The sequence below is a fragment of the Streptomyces sp. NPDC001401 genome, assembly GCF_042895385.1.
Taxonomy (GTDB): Bacteria; Actinomycetota; Actinomycetes; order Streptomycetales; family Streptomycetaceae; genus Streptomyces.
In genome coordinates this window covers 77,886-97,305 of the sequence record NZ_JBIAWI010000005.1, presented here as the reverse complement: position 1 = coordinate 97,305, position 19,420 = coordinate 77,886, and the positions used below count along the sequence as shown (strand labels likewise).

At 70.9% G+C, this 19,420-nt stretch carries 19 protein-coding genes and 1 tRNA gene; 8 read left to right on the top strand and 12 right to left on the bottom strand.

The window, feature by feature from the left end; all coding sequences use genetic code 11:
- The first annotated feature begins 152 nt into the window (after positions 1 to 152).
- The 3 genes from ACFY10_RS18885 (at position 153) to ACFY10_RS18875 (ending at position 2,694) form a co-directional block, all read left to right on the top strand.
- Positions 153 to 239: transfer RNA gene (locus tag ACFY10_RS18885), tRNA-Leu, on the top strand.
- 158 nt (positions 240 to 397) lie between these two features.
- Positions 398 to 1,573, top strand: coding sequence for a 4-hydroxybenzoate 3-monooxygenase (locus tag ACFY10_RS18880; RefSeq protein ID WP_390666272.1), 1,176 nt, complete (start codon positions 398 to 400; stop codon positions 1,571 to 1,573).
- Positions 1,574 to 1,800: 227 nt separating this feature from the next.
- Positions 1,801 to 2,694 carry a Bax inhibitor-1/YccA family protein gene (locus tag ACFY10_RS18875; RefSeq protein WP_390666271.1) on the top strand — a complete coding sequence of 298 codons (894 nt, stop codon included), beginning with the start codon at positions 1,801 to 1,803 and terminating at the stop codon, positions 2,692 to 2,694.
- Between the two features lie 105 nt (positions 2,695 to 2,799).
- On the opposite strand, the gene ACFY10_RS18870 is transcribed toward ACFY10_RS18875, so the two are convergent.
- Positions 2,800 to 3,030 (bottom strand): DUF4287 domain-containing protein, encoded by a 231-nt coding sequence (locus ACFY10_RS18870; protein ID WP_390666270.1) that lies wholly within the window; start codon positions 3,028 to 3,030, stop codon positions 2,800 to 2,802.
- Between the two features lie 105 nt (positions 3,031 to 3,135).
- Between ACFY10_RS18870 and ACFY10_RS18865 the strand changes: the two genes are divergently transcribed.
- A complete protein-coding gene (locus tag ACFY10_RS18865) occupies positions 3,136 to 3,447 on the top strand; it encodes a hypothetical protein (protein WP_390666269.1) in 312 nt (103 codons plus the stop codon).
- Positions 3,448 to 3,472: 25 nt separating this feature from the next.
- Here ACFY10_RS18865 and ACFY10_RS18860 read toward each other — a convergent pair whose 3' ends face one another.
- The 3 genes from ACFY10_RS18860 to ACFY10_RS18850 all read right to left on the bottom strand — a co-directional run bounded on the left by ACFY10_RS18860 (position 3,473) and on the right by ACFY10_RS18850 (position 6,924).
- Positions 3,473 to 4,249 (bottom strand): hypothetical protein, encoded by a 777-nt coding sequence (locus tag ACFY10_RS18860; protein WP_390666268.1) that lies wholly within the window; start codon positions 4,247 to 4,249, stop codon positions 3,473 to 3,475.
- 285 nt (positions 4,250 to 4,534) lie between these two features.
- Positions 4,535 to 5,752: an acetyl-CoA C-acetyltransferase gene (locus ACFY10_RS18855; protein ID WP_390666267.1), complete on the bottom strand. Its 1,218-nt coding sequence runs from the start codon at positions 5,750 to 5,752 to the stop codon at positions 4,535 to 4,537.
- 143 nt (positions 5,753 to 5,895) lie between these two features.
- Positions 5,896 to 6,924, bottom strand: coding sequence for an SGNH/GDSL hydrolase family protein (locus tag ACFY10_RS18850; protein WP_390666266.1), 1,029 nt, complete (start codon positions 6,922 to 6,924; stop codon positions 5,896 to 5,898).
- A gap of 149 nt (positions 6,925 to 7,073) precedes the next feature.
- Here ACFY10_RS18850 and ACFY10_RS18845 point away from each other — a divergent pair, with 149 nt between their 5' ends.
- On the top strand, positions 7,074 to 8,462 hold the full coding sequence (locus ACFY10_RS18845; protein WP_390666265.1) for a cystathionine beta-synthase: 1,389 nt from the start codon (positions 7,074 to 7,076) through the stop codon (positions 8,460 to 8,462).
- A gap of 349 nt (positions 8,463 to 8,811) precedes the next feature.
- Here the strand turns inward: ACFY10_RS18845 and ACFY10_RS18840 are convergent, their stop codons facing one another.
- Complete coding sequence (locus ACFY10_RS18840; RefSeq protein ID WP_390666264.1) at positions 8,812 to 9,639, bottom strand: helix-turn-helix transcriptional regulator; 828 nt, start codon at positions 9,637 to 9,639, stop codon at positions 8,812 to 8,814.
- Positions 9,640 to 9,786: 147 nt separating this feature from the next.
- Between ACFY10_RS18840 and ACFY10_RS18835 the strand changes: the two genes are divergently transcribed.
- The gene (locus ACFY10_RS18835; RefSeq protein WP_390666263.1) at positions 9,787 to 10,548 is read left to right on the top strand and encodes an SDR family oxidoreductase; all 762 of its coding nucleotides are present in this window, start codon (positions 9,787 to 9,789) and stop codon (positions 10,546 to 10,548) included.
- Positions 10,549 to 10,552: 4 nt separating this feature from the next.
- On the opposite strand, the gene ACFY10_RS18830 is transcribed toward ACFY10_RS18835, so the two are convergent.
- The 7 genes from ACFY10_RS18830 to ACFY10_RS18800 form a co-directional block, all read right to left on the bottom strand.
- On the bottom strand, positions 10,553 to 10,990 hold the full coding sequence (locus ACFY10_RS18830; protein ID WP_390666729.1) for a hypothetical protein: 438 nt from the start codon (positions 10,988 to 10,990) through the stop codon (positions 10,553 to 10,555).
- Between the two features lie 38 nt (positions 10,991 to 11,028).
- Positions 11,029 to 12,633 (bottom strand): SulP family inorganic anion transporter, encoded by a 1,605-nt coding sequence (locus ACFY10_RS18825; protein ID WP_390666262.1) that lies wholly within the window; start codon positions 12,631 to 12,633, stop codon positions 11,029 to 11,031.
- 126 nt (positions 12,634 to 12,759) lie between these two features.
- Positions 12,760 to 13,434: a carbonic anhydrase gene (locus ACFY10_RS18820; RefSeq protein ID WP_390666261.1), complete on the bottom strand. Its 675-nt coding sequence runs from the start codon at positions 13,432 to 13,434 to the stop codon at positions 12,760 to 12,762.
- Positions 13,435 to 13,576: 142 nt separating this feature from the next.
- Entirely contained in the window at positions 13,577 to 14,506 is a 930-nt protein-coding gene (locus tag ACFY10_RS18815; RefSeq protein WP_390666260.1) for an ABC transporter substrate-binding protein, read from the bottom strand.
- Positions 14,507 to 14,538: 32 nt separating this feature from the next.
- Complete coding sequence (locus tag ACFY10_RS18810) at positions 14,539 to 15,201, bottom strand: ABC transporter permease (protein ID WP_390666259.1); 663 nt, start codon at positions 15,199 to 15,201, stop codon at positions 14,539 to 14,541.
- Between the two features lies 1 nt (position 15,202).
- The gene (locus tag ACFY10_RS18805) at positions 15,203 to 15,844 is read right to left on the bottom strand and encodes an ABC transporter permease (RefSeq protein WP_390666258.1); all 642 of its coding nucleotides are present in this window, start codon (positions 15,842 to 15,844) and stop codon (positions 15,203 to 15,205) included.
- Positions 15,841 to 16,884: an ABC transporter ATP-binding protein gene (locus tag ACFY10_RS18800; RefSeq protein WP_390666257.1), complete on the bottom strand. Its 1,044-nt coding sequence runs from the start codon at positions 16,882 to 16,884 to the stop codon at positions 15,841 to 15,843. The genes ACFY10_RS18805 and ACFY10_RS18800 overlap by 4 nt, the downstream gene beginning before the upstream one ends.
- 142 nt (positions 16,885 to 17,026) lie before the next feature.
- On the opposite strand from ACFY10_RS18800, the gene ACFY10_RS18795 reads away from it, so the two are divergent.
- On the top strand, positions 17,027 to 18,544 hold the full coding sequence (locus tag ACFY10_RS18795; protein WP_390666256.1) for an aromatic amino acid ammonia-lyase: 1,518 nt from the start codon (positions 17,027 to 17,029) through the stop codon (positions 18,542 to 18,544).
- Complete coding sequence (locus ACFY10_RS18790; protein ID WP_390666255.1) at positions 18,541 to 19,401, top strand: MurR/RpiR family transcriptional regulator; 861 nt, start codon at positions 18,541 to 18,543, stop codon at positions 19,399 to 19,401. Before ACFY10_RS18795 ends, ACFY10_RS18790 begins: the two co-directional genes overlap by 4 nt.
- The last annotated feature ends 19 nt before the right edge of the window (positions 19,402 to 19,420 follow it).

Below are 19,420 nucleotides of genomic sequence, written 5' to 3'. Positions count from 1 at the left end.
GCACGCAAGGCTATTGGCAAGTGCGGATGGCGCGTTCCATGGGCTGATGCACCCTCAGACCTCAATAAAATAAGACAACATCGGTCCACCGCTCCGCTGTTCGGGGGATGTATCCCGATAGGCTCGGAACCTCGACGCGGAGCCCATGGCCTGCCCGGATGGTGGAATGCAGACACGGCGAGCTTAAACCTCGCTGCCCCTACGCGGGCGTGCCGGTTCAAGTCCGGCTCCGGGCACCACCATGTTCGTCGATGCGTGATCGATCCCTGCACCATGCATTGAAGACTTCACCGCGCGACCCGTTGACATCGGGTGTGAGCGGACGGAAACTCACGTCAGGAAATCAGTGAAGTAAATTTCACTGCACGAACAACGGCCAACGACCAAAGGATGCAGGATGCGCACCACCGTCGGCATCATCGGAGCCGGCCCTGCCGGCCTCCTCCTCGCCCGGCTGCTCCACAACGCCGGCATCGACTCGGTCGTGCTCGAAAGCCGGGACCGCGCCTACGTCGAGCAGCGCCAGCGCGCCGGGATCCTGGAGCAGGGCACGGTGGACGTACTGCGCGCGGCCGGCGCCGGGGAGCGCATGGACCGCGAGGGGCTGCGCCACGACGGCATCGAGCTGCGGTACGCGAAGAAGCGCCACCGCGTCGACTTCCCCGCCCTCACCGGCGGCCGGTCCGTGATGGTGTACGCCCAGACCGAGGTGTGCAAGGACCTCATCGCCCTCCAGCTCAAGGAGGGAGGCCCGCTGCTGTTCGAGGCGGAGGCGCTGGCGGTGGAGGGCGCGGACACCGACAGCCCGCGCATCCGCTTCCGGCACGAGGGGAACGAGGACGTCCTGGAGTGCGACTACGTCGTCGGCTGCGACGGCTTCTGGGGCGTGGCCCGGCAGGCGGTCCCCGCCTCGCTCTCCCGCGTCTTCGAGCGGACGTACCCCTTCGGCTGGCTCGGCATCCTCGCCGACGTACCGCCCTCGCACGACGAACTCGTCTACGCCCGCCACGACCGCGGCTTCGCCCTCCTCTCCATGCGCTCCCCGTCCGTCTCCCGCCTCTACCTCCAGGTGCCCGAGGGCACGGACGCCGAGGCGTGGGGGGACCAGGAGATCTGGGACGAGCTGGAGCGCCGCTTCGAGACGGCGGACGGGTGGCGGCTGGAGCGCGGGCCGATCACCCAGAAGTCGGTCACCCCCATGCGGTCGTACGTCCATGAGCCCATGCGGTACGGCCGCCTCTTCCTCGCCGGGGACGCGGCGCACATCGTGCCGCCGACCGGAGCGAAGGGGCTGAACCTGGCCGTGGGGGACGTCGTGACGTTCGCGCGGGCGCTGACGTACCGGAAGGAGACCGGTTCGGCGGTGCTGCTCGACGCCTACTCCGAGACCTGTCTGCGCCGTGTCTGGCAGGCCGAGCGGTTCTCGTACGACATGACGACCCTGTTGCACCGCGCCCCCGACGCATCGCCCTTCGAGGACCGGATGCAGCTCGCCCGGCTGGAGCGCATCGCCTCCTCCCGGGCGGCGGAGACCGATCTCGCCGAGGGGTACACGGGCTTTCCCCTGGACTGAGCCACCGGGTGACATACGGGTGGCGTAAGGAGGCGATCTCCGACCGGTTCCGGCCATGTCGCAGGTTGGTCATGAATGGGCCCCTGCGGTAAGGGGAATCACCGACCGGGCTAGCGTGTTGCGCAGCACGACGAGGGAAAGATCCTCCCCAAGCACTAGGGTCAATCCTTTGCCTACCCATTACCCTTGATGCTCAAGGCCGCGCACGGCGGCCATGGAGGAGTGCAATGAGGAGCAGAAACCCGGTCTTCTCGCGACGGGGGTTCAGCCGCGACAACGGCTACGCGGGCTTCAACACCGCGCCGCAGGCCGGGGGTCCCGCTGTCACCACGCAGGGCAACCCGTACGCCCAGCCGACCGGCAACCCGTACGCGCAGAACCCCTACGCCCAGCAGGGCCTGCAGCAGGGCGCACCGCCGCAGGCCCCGGCCACCACCGGCCGGATGACGATGGACGACGTCGTGCTGCGCACGGCGTCCACGCTCGGCACCCTGATCGTGACGGCCGCGCTCGCCTGGGCGCTGCTGCCGGTCGACGACGCCCACATCGGCCGGTCCTACGGCATCGGCATCGGCGCCGCGCTGGTCGGCATGGTTCTGGCGTTCGTCCAGTCCTTCAAGCGCACGGCCTCGCCGGCGCTGATCCTGTCGTACGCCGCGTTCGAGGGTGTCTTCCTCGGCGTCGTCTCCAGCGTCGTCGACAACCGCATCGCGAGCGGCGCGGCCATGCAGGCCGTGATCGGCACGATGGCGGTCTTCGCCGCGGTGCTGGTCGCCTACAGGGCCGGCTGGATCCGCGTCAACCGCCGCTTCTACGGCTTCGTGATGGCGGCCGCGCTCGGCTTCGTACTGCTGATGATGGTGAACCTGCTGTTCGCCGTCTTCGGCGGCGGTGACGGCCTCGGCTTCCGCAGCGGCGGGCTCGGCATCTTCTTCGGCGTCATCGGCGTCATCCTCGGCGCCTGCTTCCTCGCCCTCGACTTCAAGCAGGTCGAGGACGGCATCGCCTACGGCGCGCCCCGCCAGGAGGCGTGGCTGGCAGCCTTCGGTCTGACGCTGACACTGGTGTGGATCTACATGGAGTTCCTGCGGATCCTCGCGATCCTCAACAGCAACGACTAGATCCTCAACAGCAACGACTGGCCGTACGGCTGGTTCGGCCGACCGCCGACATAAGAAGGGCCCCGGTCTTACCGGGGCCCTTCTTCGTCGTCCAGACAGTGCGCGCTAGAGGAATTTGCGCGCGGCCCTCCTCAGGTCGTACTCGTGGATGATCGCCTTCGCGTGGCCGTACGCGAGGTTGTGTTCATGGCGGAGCCAGCTGACCTTCTCCTCGAAGCGGAAGAGGGCGGGGCCTTCGTCGACGGTGCGCAGCCAGTCGGACACTTCACGACCGGTGCAATGGGGGATGCGGGCGAGCAGGTTGCGATGGGTCTCCTCGGAGAAGACTTGGGACATCGGCGCCTCCGGACGAAAAGGGGATGTAAGCCGGTCCTTCAGGTCACCGTGCCTGAGCGTTCGCCCGTTGGCAACAGTCAGGATGGGACGCGTACGCTCCACTTCGTGGTTGATACGACGCCCTTGACTCGTGCCGTTGATCACTTTGCCGACCGTTTGCGGGCCGCCCCGCAGAGCCGGCTGCAGCGGGGCGCTGCCGCTGAGGCTCTGGGGTTGGCCCGGGAACTGTCCTGTCGGGCGCAGGTTCTGGAGGAGCCGGGCGCTGAGCCGCGGGAGATGCCGGACGCCGGGATGTTCGCCGCCGCCGACCAAATCACCGTCGCTGTGCATGACTTGGCCCTCGTGCTGAGTGACGAGGGCCAGGTGGATGAGGCTGTGCGGTTGGTGGAGGAGGCGCAGCAGCGGGCGGGGGTCTGAGGCTTGTGCGCGACTGCCCGGCGGCCTACAGCGACGCTATGACCCTGTCCGCCAGGATGTAGACGTTCTCCTCGCCGCACTCGAACGTCAGCGTGTACGCGCCCGAGATTCCGGAACCGCCGAGCAGTACCGGGGTTTCGCCCGCCCGCAGGGCCGAGGCGAGACGTTCCGCCGTTTCGCGGTGGCCCGGGGTCATGCACAGGGTGGTGCCGTCGGCGAAGACGTAGACGTCGAGGGTGCCGAGGGGGCCCGGGCGGACGTCGGCCAGTTCCACGCGGGAGGCGGCGAGTTCCTCGAGGGTGGCCACCGTGCGTTCGTGGTCGTTCACGACCGGTGACTGGACCGGGACGAAGTCCGGGTGGGAGGGGTGGCGGCGGCGGGCCGCGGCCAGTTCGGGGGAGTCCCCCGCGAACTCGTCGGCGTCCGCGGTCGGCTCGCTCACCGGCTCCAGGCCCATGAAATCGGCCTGCCGGGGCAGGAACAGCTCGCTGTCCGCCAGGCCCAGCAGCGAGGGCGCGTCGGAGGCGTCACGGGCCTCCTGCGCGGCCCAGAAGGCGCGCGCCTCGGCCAGCTCCCGCTCGCGCTCCTCGGCGAGCGCCTCGGCCACTGCGGCGCGTATCTCGTCGGCCTCGGAGGAGGGGCGGGCGGCCGGCACGAGACCGCGCGCGGTGCGGCTCTCGGCGAGCTGGGTGTGCAGAGCCGCGACCTCACGGCGCAGCACCATGAGCGTGCGCAGGACGGCGACGCCCACGGCGCCCGTGGCGGCCGTGGTGACCAGCAAGGCGATCGGCATGGCGCTCACTGACGTACTCCCGGTTCAAAGTCGACCCCCGACTTCCTACATCAGCTTGAAGGGCGGACTAACCAGCTGTCAGTGCGTAACGTCACGAAACGGGCAGGACTTTGGGTCCGGGGTTTAGTGGCGCATCAGCCTTGACCTGCGTAAATCCCTCTTCTAAGGGAGATAGGTCACATCCTGGGGGAGATTGGATCACAAAACGGCCCGGAGGGCCGGGGTTTCCCGGACTCCGGGCCATTGGCTCACGGTGGGTGCCGAGTTGGCTACCGAGAGGTGTGGGTCAGAGGGTCAGCTGAGGCGCTCGATGACCATCGCCATGCCCTGGCCGCCGCCGACGCACATCGTCTCCAGGCCGAACTGCTTGTCGTGGAACTGGAGGGAGTTGATGAGCGTGCCGGTGATACGGGCGCCGGTCATGCCGAAGGGGTGGCCGACGGCGATGGCGCCGCCGTTCACGTTCAGCTTCTCCAGCGGGATGTTCAGGTCGCGGTAGGAGGGGATCACCTGGGCGGCGAACGCCTCGTTGATCTCGACCAGGTCGATGTCGTCGATGGTGAGGCCGGCGCGGCGCAGGGCCTGGTTGCTGGCCTCGACCGGGCCGAGGCCCATGATCTCCGGGGAGAGTCCGGAGACACCGGTCGACACGATGCGGGCGAGCGGGGTGAGGCCGAGCTCGCGGGCCTTGGTGTCGGACATGATGACGACCGCGGCGGCGCCGTCGTTCAGCGGGCAGCAGTTGCCCGCGGTGACCAGGCCGTCGGGGCGGAAGACCGGCTTCAGGCCCGAGACGCCCTCCAGGGTGACACCGGCGCGCGGGCCGTCGTCCTTGGAGACGACCGTGCCGTCGGGGAGCGTCACCGGGGTGATCTCGCGCTCCCAGAACCCGTTCTTGATGGCCTCTTCGGCGAGGTTCTGCGAGCGGACGCCGAACTCGTCCATGTCCTGGCGGGTGATGCCCTTGAGGCGGGCCAGGTTCTCGGCGGTCTGCCCCATCGCGATGTAGGGGTCGGGGAGCAGGCCGTCCTCACGCGGGTCGTGCCAGGTGGTGCCCTCCTGCTGGGCGACGGCCTCGGTGCGGGCCTCGGCCTCGGCGAAGAGGGGGTTGCGGCCGCTGGGCATGTCGGAGCTGCCGTTGGCGTAGCGGGAGACCATCTCGACGCCGGCCGAGATGAAGACGTCGCCCTCGCCGGCCTTGATGGCGTGCAGGGCCATGCGGCTCGTCTGGAGCGACGAGGAGCAGTAGCGGGTGATCGTGCAGCCCGGGAGGTGGTCCATGCCCATCTGTACGGCGACGATCCGGCCGAGGTTGTGGCCCTGCTCGCCGCCGGGGAGGCCGCAGCCGAGGTGCAGGTCGTCGATGTCGCGCGGGTCCAGCTCGGGGACCTTGGCGAGGGCGGCCTGGATGATCGTGGCGGTCAGGTCGTCGGGGCGCAGGTCCTTGAGGGAGCCCTTGACGGCGCGGCCGATGGGGGAGCGGGCGGTCGAGACGATCACGGCTTCGGGCATCACGGCTCCATTGGCGTACGGGGGGTGTTCTTCTGGGCAGGGCTGGTTGGGAAGTTACCCGTACGTACCTTCACGGTCACCCGTGTCGGGGTGTGACCCTGACCGCAATTTTCTAAGCGCTTGCTTTTTTCGCGGGGGCGAGATCACTGGGACGGCTGTTGCACCGGGGCCCGTTCCGGTTCCGGTACGCGGCGGCGGCGCCTGCGCTTGAGCAGGGCCCACGGCCCCCGCGGTCCCGTCGGCATCGCTGCCGTGACCTCTGTGCCTGCCTCGGAGGCGGCCTCCGCGGCCGCCTTTGCCACCGGCAGGAAGCCCTCGCGACGGGTGACGTCGGGGCGTTCCTCCTCCGCCGGCCAAAGCTCCAGGGCCGCGCACACCGTCGGCAGCACCGCCATCGCGGCCGTCGCGTAGCCCTCCGCCGAGGGGTGGTAGTTGTCGGGGCCGAACAGCTCCCGGGGGTTCGCCTCGAACTCCGGGCCGAGAAGGTCGCCAAGGGACACCGTGCGGCCGCCCTGTTCGACCGTGCCGATCGTCTGGGCGGCCGCCAGCTGACGCGAAGCCCGGCGGGCCAGCCAGCGCAGGGGCTGCTGGACCCGTTCCACCGTGCCCAGGTCGGGGCAGGTGCCGACCACCACCTCCGCACCGGCCGTACGCAACCGCCGTACCGTCGACGAGAGGTGGCGGACCGAGCGGGTCGGCGGCATGCGGTGGGTGACGTCGTTCGCGCCGATCATGATCACGCAGATGTCCGGCACCAGCGCGGGGTTCGCCAGGACCAGCGCCACCTGGCGGTCCAGATCGTCGGACGTGGCCCCCGGAAGGGCCACGTTGTGAAGTTCCACCGGGCGTTCCGCCACCGCGGACAGCCCGGACGCCAGCAGCGCGCCCGGTGTCTGGCCCGCCCGGTGCACACCCTGGCCCGCGGCCGTGGAGTCACCGAGCATCGTCAGGCGCAGGGGCGGTTCGTCGGGGGTGGAGTACGTGTTGCCGTACAGGCCGTCCGCGACCGGGACGCGCCCGCCGGAGCCGTTGCCCACATGGCGCCTGGCCATCCGGACCTCGGCCAGCAGCAGACCGACGGCGGCTGCGCCGGCCAGTCCGATCCCGCCACCGCCGTATGCCGCGCCGGCCGCGATCCGCCGGGCCACCCTCGCCCTCGACATGCTCGTCATACGTCGCCGCCACCTCCTCGTAGCCGTACATCCACTCCTTGCCCCGTACAGGCCGTTCACCAATCTCAACGGCGCGTGAACGGCTCTTGTGAGCCGTAGGCTGACGGAACAATCACGACCACTTCTTTTGCAAGCATCCGGAGACAACGGTGCAATTCCACGACTCGATGATCAGTCTCGTCGGCAACACCCCGCTGGTGAGGCTCAACAACGTGACCAAGGGCATCCGGGCAACCGTCCTGGCCAAGGTCGAGTACTTCAACCCCGGCGGCTCCGTGAAGGACCGCATCGCCCTGCGCATGATCGAGGCGGCGGAGGAGAGCGGCGCGCTCAAGCCCGGCGGGACGATCGTGGAGCCGACCAGCGGGAACACCGGCGTCGGCCTGGCCATCGTGGCGCAGCAGAAGGGGTACAAGTGCATCTTCGTGTGCCCGGACAAGGTGAGCACCGACAAGATCAATGTGCTGCGGGCGTACGGGGCGGAGGTCGTCGTGTGCCCGACCGCCGTGGACCCCGAGCACCCGGACTCCTACTACAACGTCTCCGACCGGCTCGTGCGCGAGACGCCCGGCGCCTGGAAGCCCGACCAGTACTCCAACCCCAACAACCCCCTCTCCCACTACCACTCCACCGGCCCCGAGCTGTGGGAGCAGACGGAGGGGAAGATCACCCACTTCGTGGCGGGCGTGGGGACCGGCGGCACCATCTCCGGGACCGGGCGGTATCTGAAGGACGCCAGTGACGGGAAGGTGCAGGTGGTCGGCGCCGACCCCGAAGGGTCCGTCTATTCGGGCGGCTCCGGGCGGCCCTACCTCGTCGAGGGGGTGGGCGAGGACTTCTGGCCCACCGCCTATGACCGGACCGTCGCCGACGAGATCGTCGCCGTCTCCGACAAGGACTCCTTCCAGATGACCCGCCGGCTCGCCAAGGAGGAGGGGCTCCTCGTCGGCGGCTCCTGCGGCATGGCGGTCGTGGCGGCCCTGCGGGTCGCCGAGCGGCTGGACGAGAACGGCGTCGTGGTGGTGCTGCTGCCCGACAGCGGGCGCGGCTACCTCTCCAAGATCTTCAACGACGAGTGGATGGCCGACTACGGCTTCCTCGAGGACGAGGGTTCCAGCGCCCGCGTCGCCGACGTCCTCAACGACAAGGAGCACGGCGCCATCCCGTCCCTCGTCCACATGCACCCGGACGAAACCGTCGGCCAGGCCATCGAGGTGCTGCGCGAGTACGGCGTCTCGCAGATGCCGATCGTGAAGCCGGGCGCCGGTCACCCCGACGTCATGGCCGCCGAGGTCGTGGGCTCCGTCGTCGAACGGGAGCTGCTGGACGCCCTGTTCACCAAGCGGGCCTCCCTCGAGGACCCGCTGGAGAAGCACATGTCGGCCCCGCTGCCCCAGGTCGGTTCCGGCGAGCCGGTCGGCGACCTGATGGCCGTACTGGGCAAGGCGGACGCGGCGATCGTCCTCGTCGAGGGCAAGCCGACCGGTGTGGTCAGCCGGCAGGACCTGCTGGCCTTCCTCGCCAAGGGCGGGAAGTAGCGGCAAACGTCCGGTGAACGGACCGTGCCGACGGCGAACTTCCTTTTGCCTACCTAATTGGTGGACTTCGCGGAAGTGGTACGAGGGCGTCACGTCCACGCAGCACACGCTTAACACGGGTCCGGCACATTAGTGGGTGTCGGCAGGGCGGGAGCGGCTCCCCGCCCCAGCCGACACCGAAACGTCCAAGGACCTCCGGAGCGGCTCCCGGACCTCCATGGACGCCCGGACGTGAGACCCGGCCCTGACCCGGTCAACGTCCCTCGCGGGGACCGCCGTCGTCCCGCCCCCCGGCAACGGGGGTGCGGCGGTCCCCGCGCATATCTTTTTCAGCCCCTCTGCGGCGCGGTTATGCGCCCGTGGTGGCCCAACTACCCAGCAGGGCAAGGCGTTCGGCCGTCTCCGAGCCCGGCTCCGGGGTGTACGCCACGATCGTCTGGTCCGGTTCCCCCGGGACCGACAGCGATTCGTACGGCAGGGTCAGCAGGCCCGCGACCGGGTGCCGGACGCGCTTGATGCCGTACATGCACGCCTTGACCTGGTGGTCGGCCCACAGGCGGCGGAAGTCCTCGCTCTTGAGGGAGAGCTCGCCGACGAGTTCGCGCAGGCCGGGGTCGTCGGGGCGGGCGCCCGCGTTCAGCCGCAGATGGGCCACGGTCTGGGCGGCGACCGCGGCCCAGTCGGGATACATGTCCCGGCCCTCGGGGGTCAGGAAGGCCTGACGGACGATGTTGCGCCGGGCGGGGGCCATGCGGCTGAAGCCGCTCAGGGCGTCCGCGAGCGCGTTCCAGGCCAGGACGTCCATGGCGGGCCCGAGGACGAACGCCGGGTTGTGCGGCATGCCGTCGAGCAGCAGCTGGATGCCCGGGCGAACTCGGGGCGCGGCCCGGCGCCGCTCGCGCTTCTTCTGCGGCCGGGCCACCGCGTACAGATACGCGTGCTCCTCCTCGCCCAGTCGCAGTACGCGCGAAATGGCGTCCAGAACCGCGTCCGAGACGCTCGGCCCGCGGCCCTGCTCCAGGCGGATGTAGTAGTCGACGCTCACTCCGGCCAGCTGCGCCACCTCCTCGCGGCGCAGGCCGGGCACGCGGCGCCGCCCGTGCGAGGCCAGCCCCACCTCCTCGGGCTGGATGCGGGCGCGGCGCGAGCGCAGGAAATCTCCGAGGTCCCCGTCCATGGGTTCGATCGTAGGGCAGCGGCCGGAGCCGAACCTGGTACTGGCAGACCCAGGAAAAGCTCATCCCTGGGTAGGGCCCGCCGGGCGGCGCAGAGTGGTTGGCGTCGCCGGGAGATGCCCGGACGGCTTCCTTGCGGAGGAGCACTCATGTCGTACGAGAACCTGGCCGGCCGTACCGCAGTCGTCACCGGGGCCGCGAGCGGGATCGGCGAGGCCGTTGCCGTACTCCTGGCCGCGCAGGGTGCCAGGGTCGCGCTGCTGGCCCGGCGTCGGGAGCGGCTGGACGCGATCGTGGAGAAGATCCGGGCGGACGGCGGGCAGGCGCTCGCCGTGGCCGCCGATGTGACCGACGCCGGGTCGGTGGACGCGGCCGTCGAGCGGATCCATGCCGCCTACGGGACCGTCGACCTGGTCGTCAACTCGGCCGGTGTCATGCTGCCGAACCCCGTCGACGACGGGCGGGTCGACGAGTGGCAGCGGATGCTCGACACCAATGTCGGCGGGGTGCTGCGGGTGATCCGCGCCTTCACCGGTGATCTGGTGGGCACGGCCGCGGACGGCCGCACCGCGGACCTCGTGAACATCTCGTCCGTCGGCGCGCACATCACCTTCCCCAACTACGCGGTGTACGGGGCGACCAAGGCCGCCGTCACCTATCTCTCGCAGTCCCTGCGCGGCGAGTTCGGGCCGCGTGACGTGCGTGTCACCAACATCGAGCCCGGGCTGACGGCGACCGAGCTGGCCCAGCACATCGACAGCGACTCGCTGCGGGAGCAGGTCGACGGGATGGTCGATGCGCTGGGCTCGCTGTCGTCCGAGGAGGTCGCCGATGTCGTGGCGTATGTGAGCAGCCGTCCCCGGCACGTCAACCTGCGGCAGATCATGGTGCTGCCGACCCGGCAGGCGTGAGAGGTCAGTCCTCCCAGCGGTCGTCGTCCTTGGTGGACTTCGCGGACCTGTGGCGGCGGCCGAAGAGGCCCGCGTTGGCGCGGACGGCCTGGAAGGCGTTCACGCCGACGATGCCGGCCCAGGTGACGAACAGTCCGGGCAGATGGCCGGTGCCGCCGCCGATCGCGGACAGCGGGATCGCCAGGACCAGCGAGACGATGCCGAAGCCGAAGCGCTCGCCCCAGGAGTCCGTCGGCCTCGGCGCCCGGGAGCCCCGGGCCACCACCATCTGCTGCTCGGCGAGCTGCCGGCGCACCCGGCGCTCGACCGCGCCGTCGATGCGCTGGTCGACCTTCTCCAGGAACGAGTCGACCAGTGCGGACTCGTACTCCTCGCCCAGTTCCCTGCGCGCCTGCAGGGTGGCGTTGAGTTCCTTCTTGAGCTCGGCGTCCCGCGCGTCCATCCCGGTCTCCGTCCACATTCCCGTCATGGGAATCCACGCTAGGGAGCCGGGGCGCCCGCCGCACTGGGGATAGCCCCCCTGTTGGGGATGGGGTTCACCGGGAGGACGCCGAACGACTCCAGGACCCTGCGGTGGTCCTGCTCCACACCCGTGATGCTGACCTCGATGCCGCGGCCGTGCAGATCGCCCACCACGTCCTTCAGCGCCAGCGCGCCGGTCGCGTCCACCGCCGTCAGGCCCGACAGGCGCAGGTCGACGGCCGCGACCCCCTGCACGTCGGCGAGGCTGCGGCGGAAGCGGTGGGCGGCGGCGAACAGGAGCGGGCCGTCGAAGCGGTACGTCACCGTGCCCGCCCCGCCGGCCACTTCGTCAGCCGCGGCGGGCGTGAGGCGGGTGCCGCGGACGGCTGCGCGCAGGGCCAGGAGGACGGAGACGGCGAGACCGATCAGTACGGCTCGCACCAGGTCGAGGGCGAGCGTCGAGGCCGCGGTGAGGACCAGGACCAGGGCGTCGCCGCGGGTCGCGCGGGCCATGGCCCGTACCGCGTCCGTCTCCACCATCCGTACGGCGGTCGCGAGCAGTACGCCCGCCAGCGCGGCCAGCGGGATGCGGCCCACCAGCGGGGCGGCGACCGCGACGATCCCGGCCAGGATCACGGCGTGAGCGAGGGCGGCCAGCCGGGAGGTCGCGCCGGTACGGACGTTGACCGCGGTGCGGGCGATGGCGCCCGTCGCCGGGACGCCGCCGAAGAGCGGGGCCGCGAGGTTGGCGATGCCCTGGCCGAAGAGCTCCTTGCCGGGGTCGTGGCGCTCGCCCGGGCGCATCCCGTCGGCCACTGAGGCGGACAGGAGCGATTCCAGGGCGGCCAGCGCGGCCACCGCGGCTGCGGGGGCGAGGAGGGTGGGGATGCGGGAGACGTCGAGGAAGGCGAGGGAGGGGGCCGGCAGGGAGGGCGGGAGCTGGCCGATGCGGGTGACGTGCAGGTGCAGGGCCTCGGCCGCGACGGTGGCCGCGGCGACGGCCGCGAGGGAGAAGGGGACCGTCGGCTTCCAGCGGGCCCCCGCGAGCATCAGCACGGCCGAACCCAGGGCGAGCAGCAGGGCAGGCCACTGAGGCGCGGCCCCGAACTCCTCCACCGCGCGTGCCGCGACGACGGCCACCTCCTCGCCGTGCGGGAGCGGCACGCCGAGCGCGTTCGGTACCTGCTGGAGGGCGATCACCGCCGCGATGCCGATGGTGAAACCGGCGATCACGGGCGCGGGTACGTAGGCCATGGCGGATCCGGCCCGGGCGAAGGCGAGCCCCAGCAGCATGAGCCCGGCGATCAGGCCGACGGTGAGGACGCCGTCGGCGCCGTAGTGGTGGACGATCGGGACCAGGACGACGGTCATCGCGCCGGTGGGCCCGCTGACCTGGCGTGCGCTGCCGCCGAACAGCGCGGCGAGCGCCCCGGCGACGATCGCGGTGACCAGCCCGGAGGCGGCACCGAGCCCGGAGGTGACCCCGAAACCGAGGGCGAGGGGAAGGGCGACCACGGCAACGGTCAGGCCGCAGAGGAGGTCGCGGCGCGGGGCGCGCGTCATGGAGCGGAGGTCGGCGGCAGAGGGCAGGACGGAGAGGGCGCGGGCGGGGTGCGTGGTCATTACGGGGGTCTCTTTGTGTGGGGGGACCGCGGTGGGTACCGCTATCGGGACCGCTGTGGGCAGTCGTTCCGCAGGGCGGAACGGGTGGGCACAGCCGGGAGCGCCGGGTGCCGTTGAACTCGGGGTTCAGGGCAGAAGGGATACGAGCCCGGTGTCCAGGTCGAACCTGGCCGCTGTCACCGTGGCCGCCGCGAACGCGGAATCCGCTCGGATCGCGTCCCGTACCCAGATCGTGTTCGCCCGCATGGTGTGTTCGGCCCAGTCGCCGGGCAGCGCCCGGGTGCGGCGGGCCGCCGGGGCGATCTCGTCGACCAGCAGCTCCAGGTGGCCGGGGACCCGGGCGCCGGTGCGCAGGTGGTCCAGGGTCGCCGCGACCGCCCCGCAGCGCTCGTGCCCGAGCACCAGCACCAGCGGGATGCGCAGCTCCTCGACGCCGTACTGGATGGATCCGAGGACCGCCTCGTCCAGCACCTGGCCGGCGGTCCTTATGCACAGCAGGTCCCCGAGGCCCTGGTCGAAGACGAGTTCCGGCGGTACGCGGGAGTCGATGCAGCCGACGACCACCGCGAACGGGTGCTGCCCGGCCGCGAGCGCGTGCCGGCGCAGGAGTCCCTCGTCGGGGTGGCGGGACAGGCCGGTGGCGTAGCGCCGGTTGCCGGCGAGCAGTTCGGCCAGGGCGGCGTGGGCGGTCGTCGGGCGGGGACGGTCGTCCGGTGCGGCGGGGGCCGCCGACGCGGGGGCGGCGGCCAGCGCGCCGGCGGCGGCCGTGGCTGTCAGGAAGGCCCTGCGGTTCGAGGCCATGACGGTTCCTCAGGTGGTGTGCCAATAGCGCACGTTCACCGTATGCGCGCGATCAGTCACCCTGAGTGCCCGTTTAACGACACTTGGCCGATTCGTCGTCAGATCATCGACCCCGCGATACCGCTGCTTGATCCCCAGTCGGTCAGGCCAGCCCGTGCTGCTTCGCATACGCGTTGGCCACGTCCTCCGGGTCCTTCTTGTCGTTGTCGACCTGGCTGTTGAGCTGGGTGAGCTGCTCGGTGGTCAGGACGTTGCCGAGCTTGGCGAGGGCCTTGCGGACCCTGTCGTCGGCCTTGCGGTCGGCGATCAGCGGGACGATGTGCTGGCTGGGGATGAGGTTCTTCGGGTCGGACAGCACCACCCAGTCGTTGGCGGCGATGTCGGTGTCGGTGGTGAAGAGGTTCGCCACGTCCACGTCGCCCTTCTTCAGGGCGCCCTTGACCAGCGGGCCGTCGGAGTCGAGCGACTTGAACTCCTTGAACTCCACGCCGTAGACGTCCTTGAGGCCGACCGCGCCGACCTGGCGCTTCTTCACCTCGGGGGCCGCGCCGATGACCAGCTTGCCGTTCTGCTTCTTCAGGTCGGCGAGCGTGGTCAGGCCGTACTTCCGCGCGGTCGCCCGGGTGACGACGAAGCAGTCGGAGTCGGCCGCCTGGCCGTACGGCAGCACCTGGAGGCCGCCGGGCATCGCCAGGGTGAGTGCGTTCTGCATGGTGCCCGGCTCCGCGGACGTGTCCTTCGGGGCCAGGTAGTTGAGGAGGGCGCCCTGGTACTCGGGCAGCAGGTCGATGTCGCCCGCCTTGAGCGCGGGGATCACGATCTCGCGGGTGCCGAGGTTGGGGCGGACCTTCACCTTCACGCCGGCCTGCTGGAGAACGGCCGCGTAGAGGTAGCCCAGCACCTGGTTCTCGGTGAAGTTGGCGGTGCCGATGGTGACTCCGCCCTTGCTGGAGCCGCCGCCACCGGAGGCGGAGCCCTGGCTGTCGAGAGAGGTGATGCCGCTCGCGCACGCGGACAGGGCGGGGACGGAGGCGGCCGCGAACAGGCCGCCGATGAGGGTGCGTCGGTTCATGGTCTGGATTCCTAAGCGGTTGTCTGTGCGCCCTAGGCGGTGCGGTGGCGGAAGAGGAAGCGCTGGAGGGTGCTCAGCAGCAGGTCGAGGGTTACGGCGACCACGGCGACCAGCACCGCACCGCCCAGCACCTGTACGAGGTCGCGCTGGGCGAGGCCGTCGAAGACGTAGCGGCCGAGGCCGCCGAAGGAGACGTATGCGGCGATGGTGGCCGTGGCGACGACCTGGATCAGGGCGAGGCGCAGGCCCGTCATGATCAGGGGGAGCGCGAGGGGCAACTCGACCTGGAACAGGACCTGGTGGCCGCGCATGCCCTGGCCCCGTGCCGCGTCCTTCACGTCCGGGTCGACGGCCGTCATGCCGGCGTAGGTGTTGGTGACGATCGCCGGGACCGCGAGGGCGACCAGCGCCACGTAGACCGGCAGCATCGACAGACCGCCGGCCAGGAAGACCAGGACGACCAGGCCCACGGTCGGCAGCGCGCGGCCGAAGGACGAGAGGTTGATCGCGACGAAGGCGCCCTTGCCCGTGTGGCCGATGAGGAGGCCGAGGGGGAGGCCGATGGCGGCCGCGATGAGCGTTGCGAGGAGCGAGTACTGGAGGTGCTCGGCGAGGCGGTGGGCGATGCCGTCCGAACCGGACCAACTCGCGCCGCTGGTCAGCCACTTGCCGAGGTTCTTGAGGAGTTCGTACATGTCAGGCTCGCCGCCTCCGCCACGGGGTCAGGACGTATTGGACGGCGACCAGCAGGGCGTCCGCGACCACGGCGAGGAGGATCGTGAGGACCACGCCCACGATCACCGGGGTCGGGAAGTTGCGCTGGAAGCCGTCGGTGAAGAGCTGGCCGAGGCCGCCGTCGCCGATGTAGGTCGCGACCGAGACCAGGGAGATCGACATGACCGTCGCGATACGGACGCCCGCCATGATCACGGGGAGCGCGAGGGGGAACTCGACGGTGAGGAGCGTGCGCAGGGGGCGCGTGCCCATCGCCTTGGCCGCCTCCTTGGTCTTCGCGGGGACCGAGTCGAGGCCCTCGACCGTGTTCCGCAGCAGCACGACCAGGGTGTAGACCGTCAGGCCGATGACCGTGGTGGTGCGAGTCAGACCGCTGATCGGCAGCAGGAGTACGAAGATCGCGATCGACGGGATCGTGAACAGGACGTTCGAGAAGCCGAGCAGGAAGCCGCGCAGGGGGCGGATCCGGTGCGCGACCACCGCGAGCGGCAGCGAGATCAGGACGCCGAAGAAGACGGCGGTCAGGGCGGCCTGGAGATGGGAGATCGTCAGGCTGGTCAGGTCGTCGGTGTGGTCGCCAATCCACGACCAGTCGATGGTCATGCGGCCACCCGGGCTTCCGTGTGCGCCCGGCCGGCGTGCTCGTGGATGTCGTCGCGGGACGAGACGCCGGTGAGGACGCCGTCCGCGTCGACGCGAGCCACCAGGCCGGTGGGGGAGGCGAGGGACTCGTTGAGGGCGGAGAGGAGCGAGTCGCCGTTCCTGAGCGGTCGTACGGGGATCTCGGCGTCCTTCGTGTCCTTCGGCGCCCAGTGCACGGGCTTGCGTGCCTCGTCGAGTACGAGGGTCCAGGCGCCGCCCTCGGGGGCCGGGCCCTGCGGGACGTCCGCGAGGGTCTTCAGCGAGAGCAGCTTCAGGCCGCGCTCGGCGCCGAGGAAGTCGGCCACGAAGTCGTCGGCCGGGCGGGCGAGGAGCTCGGCGGGCGTGGCGCACTGCACCAGATGGCCGCCGGTGCGGAAGATCGCAATCTGGTCGCCGAGCCGCACGGCCTCGTCGACGTCGTGCGTGACGAAGACGATGGTCTTGCTCAACTCCTTCTGCAGGCGCAGGAGTTCGTCCTGGAGCTGGGTGCGCACCACCGGGTCGACCGCGCCGAAGGGCTCGTCCATCAGCAGGACGGGCGGGTCGGCGGCCAGGGCGCGGGCCACGCCCACGCGCTGCTGCTGGCCGCCGGAGAGCTGGTGCGGGTAGCGCTTGCCGGCGTCGGCGGCGAGGCCGACGGTCTCCAGCAGCTCCGCGGCGCGGGCCCGCGCCCTGCGGCGGCCGTGGCCCAGCAGCAGCGGCACGGTGGCGATGTTGTCCAGCACCGTGCGGTGCAGGAACAGACCTGACTGCTGGATGACGTACCCGATGGAGCGGCGCAGCTCGGCGGCGTCCTGCCGCGTGACGTCCTTGCCGCCGACCCGGATGGTTCCGGAGGTCGGCTCTACCATGCGGTTGACCATCCGCAGGGTGGTCGTCTTGCCGCAACCGGAAGATCCGACGAGGACCGTCACGCCCCCTTCCGGAATTTCCAGGGAGAGGTCGTGGACTGCTGTCGTGCCGTTGGGGAAGCGCTTGTGGACCGCGTCGAACTGGATCATGAGTTGTCCCTTGCCCGGCTGTATAACGTCATGCAGAGTTCTTGGTAGCTGAATAGGTTGTCAACGGGTTGGTGTTAATCCGAGGTAACGGATGACCGAAGAGCAAGATCGAGTGTCCGGTTTGAGGGGAGTTTGGGGCCTTATGTCGTCTCGGATCGTGGACACGCCGGGAACGGCGTTCTCCGGGGGTACCGGGCTCGTCGTCCTCGACGGGGTCGGTCTCGGCGTCGCGGACGTCGTGCGCCTCGCCGACGGGAGCGCGCGGCCCGTCCCCGGCAGCGAGGCGATGCGGCGCGTCGAGGAGACCTGGGACGCCGCCCGGCAGATCGCCGCGACCGGACGTGTCTACGGCCGCTCCACCGGCGTGGGCGCCAACCGGAACGAGGACGTGCCCACCGAGGCGGCCGCCGAGCACGGCCTCAGACTGCTGCGCAGCCATGCCGGCGCGATCGGCGACGAACTGCCCGCGCGGGAGGTGCGGGCGATGCTCGCCGTCCGCGCCAACCAGCTGCTCGCGGGCGGCGCCGGCCTCAGGCCCACCGTCGTCACGGCGCTGTGCGAGGCGCTGGAGAGCGGGGCGCATCCGGTCGTCAACGAGTTCGGGTCGGTCGGCACCGGCGACATCGCGGCCCTCGCGCAGGCGGGCCTTGCGCTCGCCGGTGAGCACCCCTGGCGGGGGCCGGGCGCACCCAAGCCGCAGCAGCTCGACAACAACGACGCCCTGGCCTTCATCAGCAGCAACGCCCTCACCCTCGGCCAGGCCGCCCTCGCCCTGCACGAACTGCGCGGGCTCGTGCAGGCCACCCAGGTCGTCGCCGCCCTCTCCCTGCTGGCCGTCGACGGCTCGCACGAGGCGTACGCCGCCCCCGTGCACGCCGCCCGCCCGCACCGGGGGTCCAGCGAGGTCGCCCGCCGGATGCGGGAGCTGATCGGCGCCGCGGACCACCCGACTCCTCCCCTCGGCCGGATCCAGGACCCGTACGGCTTCCGCTGTCTGCCCCAGATCCACGGACCCGCGCTGGATGCCGCGGACGGCCTGGAGGAGGTCGTCGCGATCGAGATCAACGCGGCCGCCGAGAACCCGCTGATCTCACCCCAGGACATGGCCGCCTACCACCACGGCGGCTTCTACCAGGCCCAACTCGCCCTCGCCCTGGACCACTTCAGGCTGGCCCTCACCCAGGTGGCCCGGCTGTCGACCTCCCGCCTCTCCACGCTCAACGAGCCCGCCTTCACCCGCCTGCGGCCCTTCCTCGCCGACGAGGTGCCCGCCTCCTCCGGCGTGATGATCCTCGAGTACGCCGCCGGAGCCGCCCTCGGCGATCTGCGGGCCTTCTCCGCCCCCGCCTCGCTCGGCCACGCTGTACTCTCCCGGGGCGTCGAGGAACAGGCCAGCTTCGCCTCGCTCGCCGCACGCCAGACGCTGCGCGCCTGTCGCGCGTACCGTCTCGTCGTCGGCTGCGAACTCGTCGCCGCCGTACGGGCCTTGCGCCAGCGCGATCTGCGACCCGAACCGGACCTCCCGGTGGGCCGTGCGCTGGAGCTCGCCGAGTCGGTACTGGCGGCGGACCTGGCCGACCGGCCGCTCACGGACGACGTGACGGCGGCGGCCGCACTGCTGGACCGGTTCACGGACATCTGGAGGGGGAGCGAGTCATGAGCACGGAGAGGGACATGAGCGTGATGGACAGCCCGGCGGGGCGGCTGCAGGCGCTCTTCGAGGGGCACCGGCTGACGCCGACCCAGCGGCGCATCGCGCACAGCATGGTGCGGCGGGCCGCCGACGTGCCGTTCCTGTCCAGCGTGGAGCTGGCCGAACTGGCCGGGGTCAGCCAGCCGTCCGTGACCCGCTTCGCCGTCGCCCTCGGCTTCGACGGCTACCCGGCGCTGCGCAAGCACCTGCGCGAGGTCGCCCCTGCCGAACAGGCGGCGGCCGTCGGCTCGTACAACGAGTACCAGCAGGCCGTGGAGGCCGAGATCGAGAACCTCAGGCACCTCGCCGAGCTGCTGGCCGACCCTCGGCCCGTGCAGAAGGCGGGCCGCCTGCTGGCAGCCTCCCGTCCCCTGCCCGTCCTCGGCCTGCGCGCCGCCGCCTCCCAGGCCTACGGCTTCGGCTACTTCGCCGCCAAGGTCCACCCGGACGTACGGCTGCTGAACGAGGGCGGCACGATGATCCACGACCGCATCGAGGCCGCCGTACGGGCCGGTGCGAGCGCCCTGCTGTGCTTCGCGCTGCCCCGGCATCCGCGCGAGGTCGTGGACACACTGGCCTTCGCCAAGGAGGCGGGCCTGACGATCGTGACCGTCGCGGACTCGGCCTTCGCACCCGTCGCCAAGGTGTCCGACCTGCTGCTGCCCGCGGCCGTCGGCACGGGCCTCGCCTTCGACACCGCCTGCGCGCCGATGCTGCTGGGCCGCGTCCTGCTGGAGGCGATGTGCGACGACCTGCCGGACGCGCAGGCCCGCCTGGAGGAGTTCGACGCGCGGGCGGCGGCGCGGGGGCTGTTCGTGGAGTGATACCGCGTTTTCGTGGAGT

Coding starts and splice junctions, on each gene's coding strand:
- ACFY10_RS18880 (WP_390666272.1), top strand. CDS start 398: ATGCGCACCACCGTCGGCATCATCGGAGCCGGCCCTGCCGGCCTCCTC.
- ACFY10_RS18875 (WP_390666271.1), top strand. CDS start 1,801: ATGAGGAGCAGAAACCCGGTCTTCTCGCGACGGGGGTTCAGCCGCGAC.
- ACFY10_RS18870 (WP_390666270.1), bottom strand. CDS start 3,030: ATGTCCCAAGTCTTCTCCGAGGAGACCCATCGCAACCTGCTCGCCCGC.
- ACFY10_RS18855 (WP_390666267.1), bottom strand. CDS start 5,752: ATGCCCGAAGCCGTGATCGTCTCGACCGCCCGCTCCCCCATCGGCCGC.
- ACFY10_RS18850 (WP_390666266.1), bottom strand. CDS start 6,924: ATGACGAGCATGTCGAGGGCGAGGGTGGCCCGGCGGATCGCGGCCGGC.
- ACFY10_RS18840 (WP_390666264.1), bottom strand. CDS start 9,639: ATGGACGGGGACCTCGGAGATTTCCTGCGCTCGCGCCGCGCCCGCATC.
- ACFY10_RS18835 (WP_390666263.1), top strand. CDS start 9,787: ATGTCGTACGAGAACCTGGCCGGCCGTACCGCAGTCGTCACCGGGGCC.
- ACFY10_RS18830 (WP_390666729.1), bottom strand. CDS start 10,990: ATGGACGCGCGGGACGCCGAGCTCAAGAAGGAACTCAACGCCACCCTG.
- ACFY10_RS18825 (WP_390666262.1), bottom strand. CDS start 12,633: ATGACCACGCACCCCGCCCGCGCCCTCTCCGTCCTGCCCTCTGCCGCC.
- ACFY10_RS18820 (WP_390666261.1), bottom strand. CDS start 13,434: ATGGCCTCGAACCGCAGGGCCTTCCTGACAGCCACGGCCGCCGCCGGC.
- ACFY10_RS18815 (WP_390666260.1), bottom strand. CDS start 14,506: ATGAACCGACGCACCCTCATCGGCGGCCTGTTCGCGGCCGCCTCCGTC.
- ACFY10_RS18810 (WP_390666259.1), bottom strand. CDS start 15,201: ATGTACGAACTCCTCAAGAACCTCGGCAAGTGGCTGACCAGCGGCGCG.
- ACFY10_RS18805 (WP_390666258.1), bottom strand. CDS start 15,844: ATGACCATCGACTGGTCGTGGATTGGCGACCACACCGACGACCTGACC.
- ACFY10_RS18800 (WP_390666257.1), bottom strand. CDS start 16,884: ATGATCCAGTTCGACGCGGTCCACAAGCGCTTCCCCAACGGCACGACA.
- ACFY10_RS18795 (WP_390666256.1), top strand. CDS start 17,027: ATGTCGTCTCGGATCGTGGACACGCCGGGAACGGCGTTCTCCGGGGGT.
- ACFY10_RS18790 (WP_390666255.1), top strand. CDS start 18,541: ATGAGCACGGAGAGGGACATGAGCGTGATGGACAGCCCGGCGGGGCGG.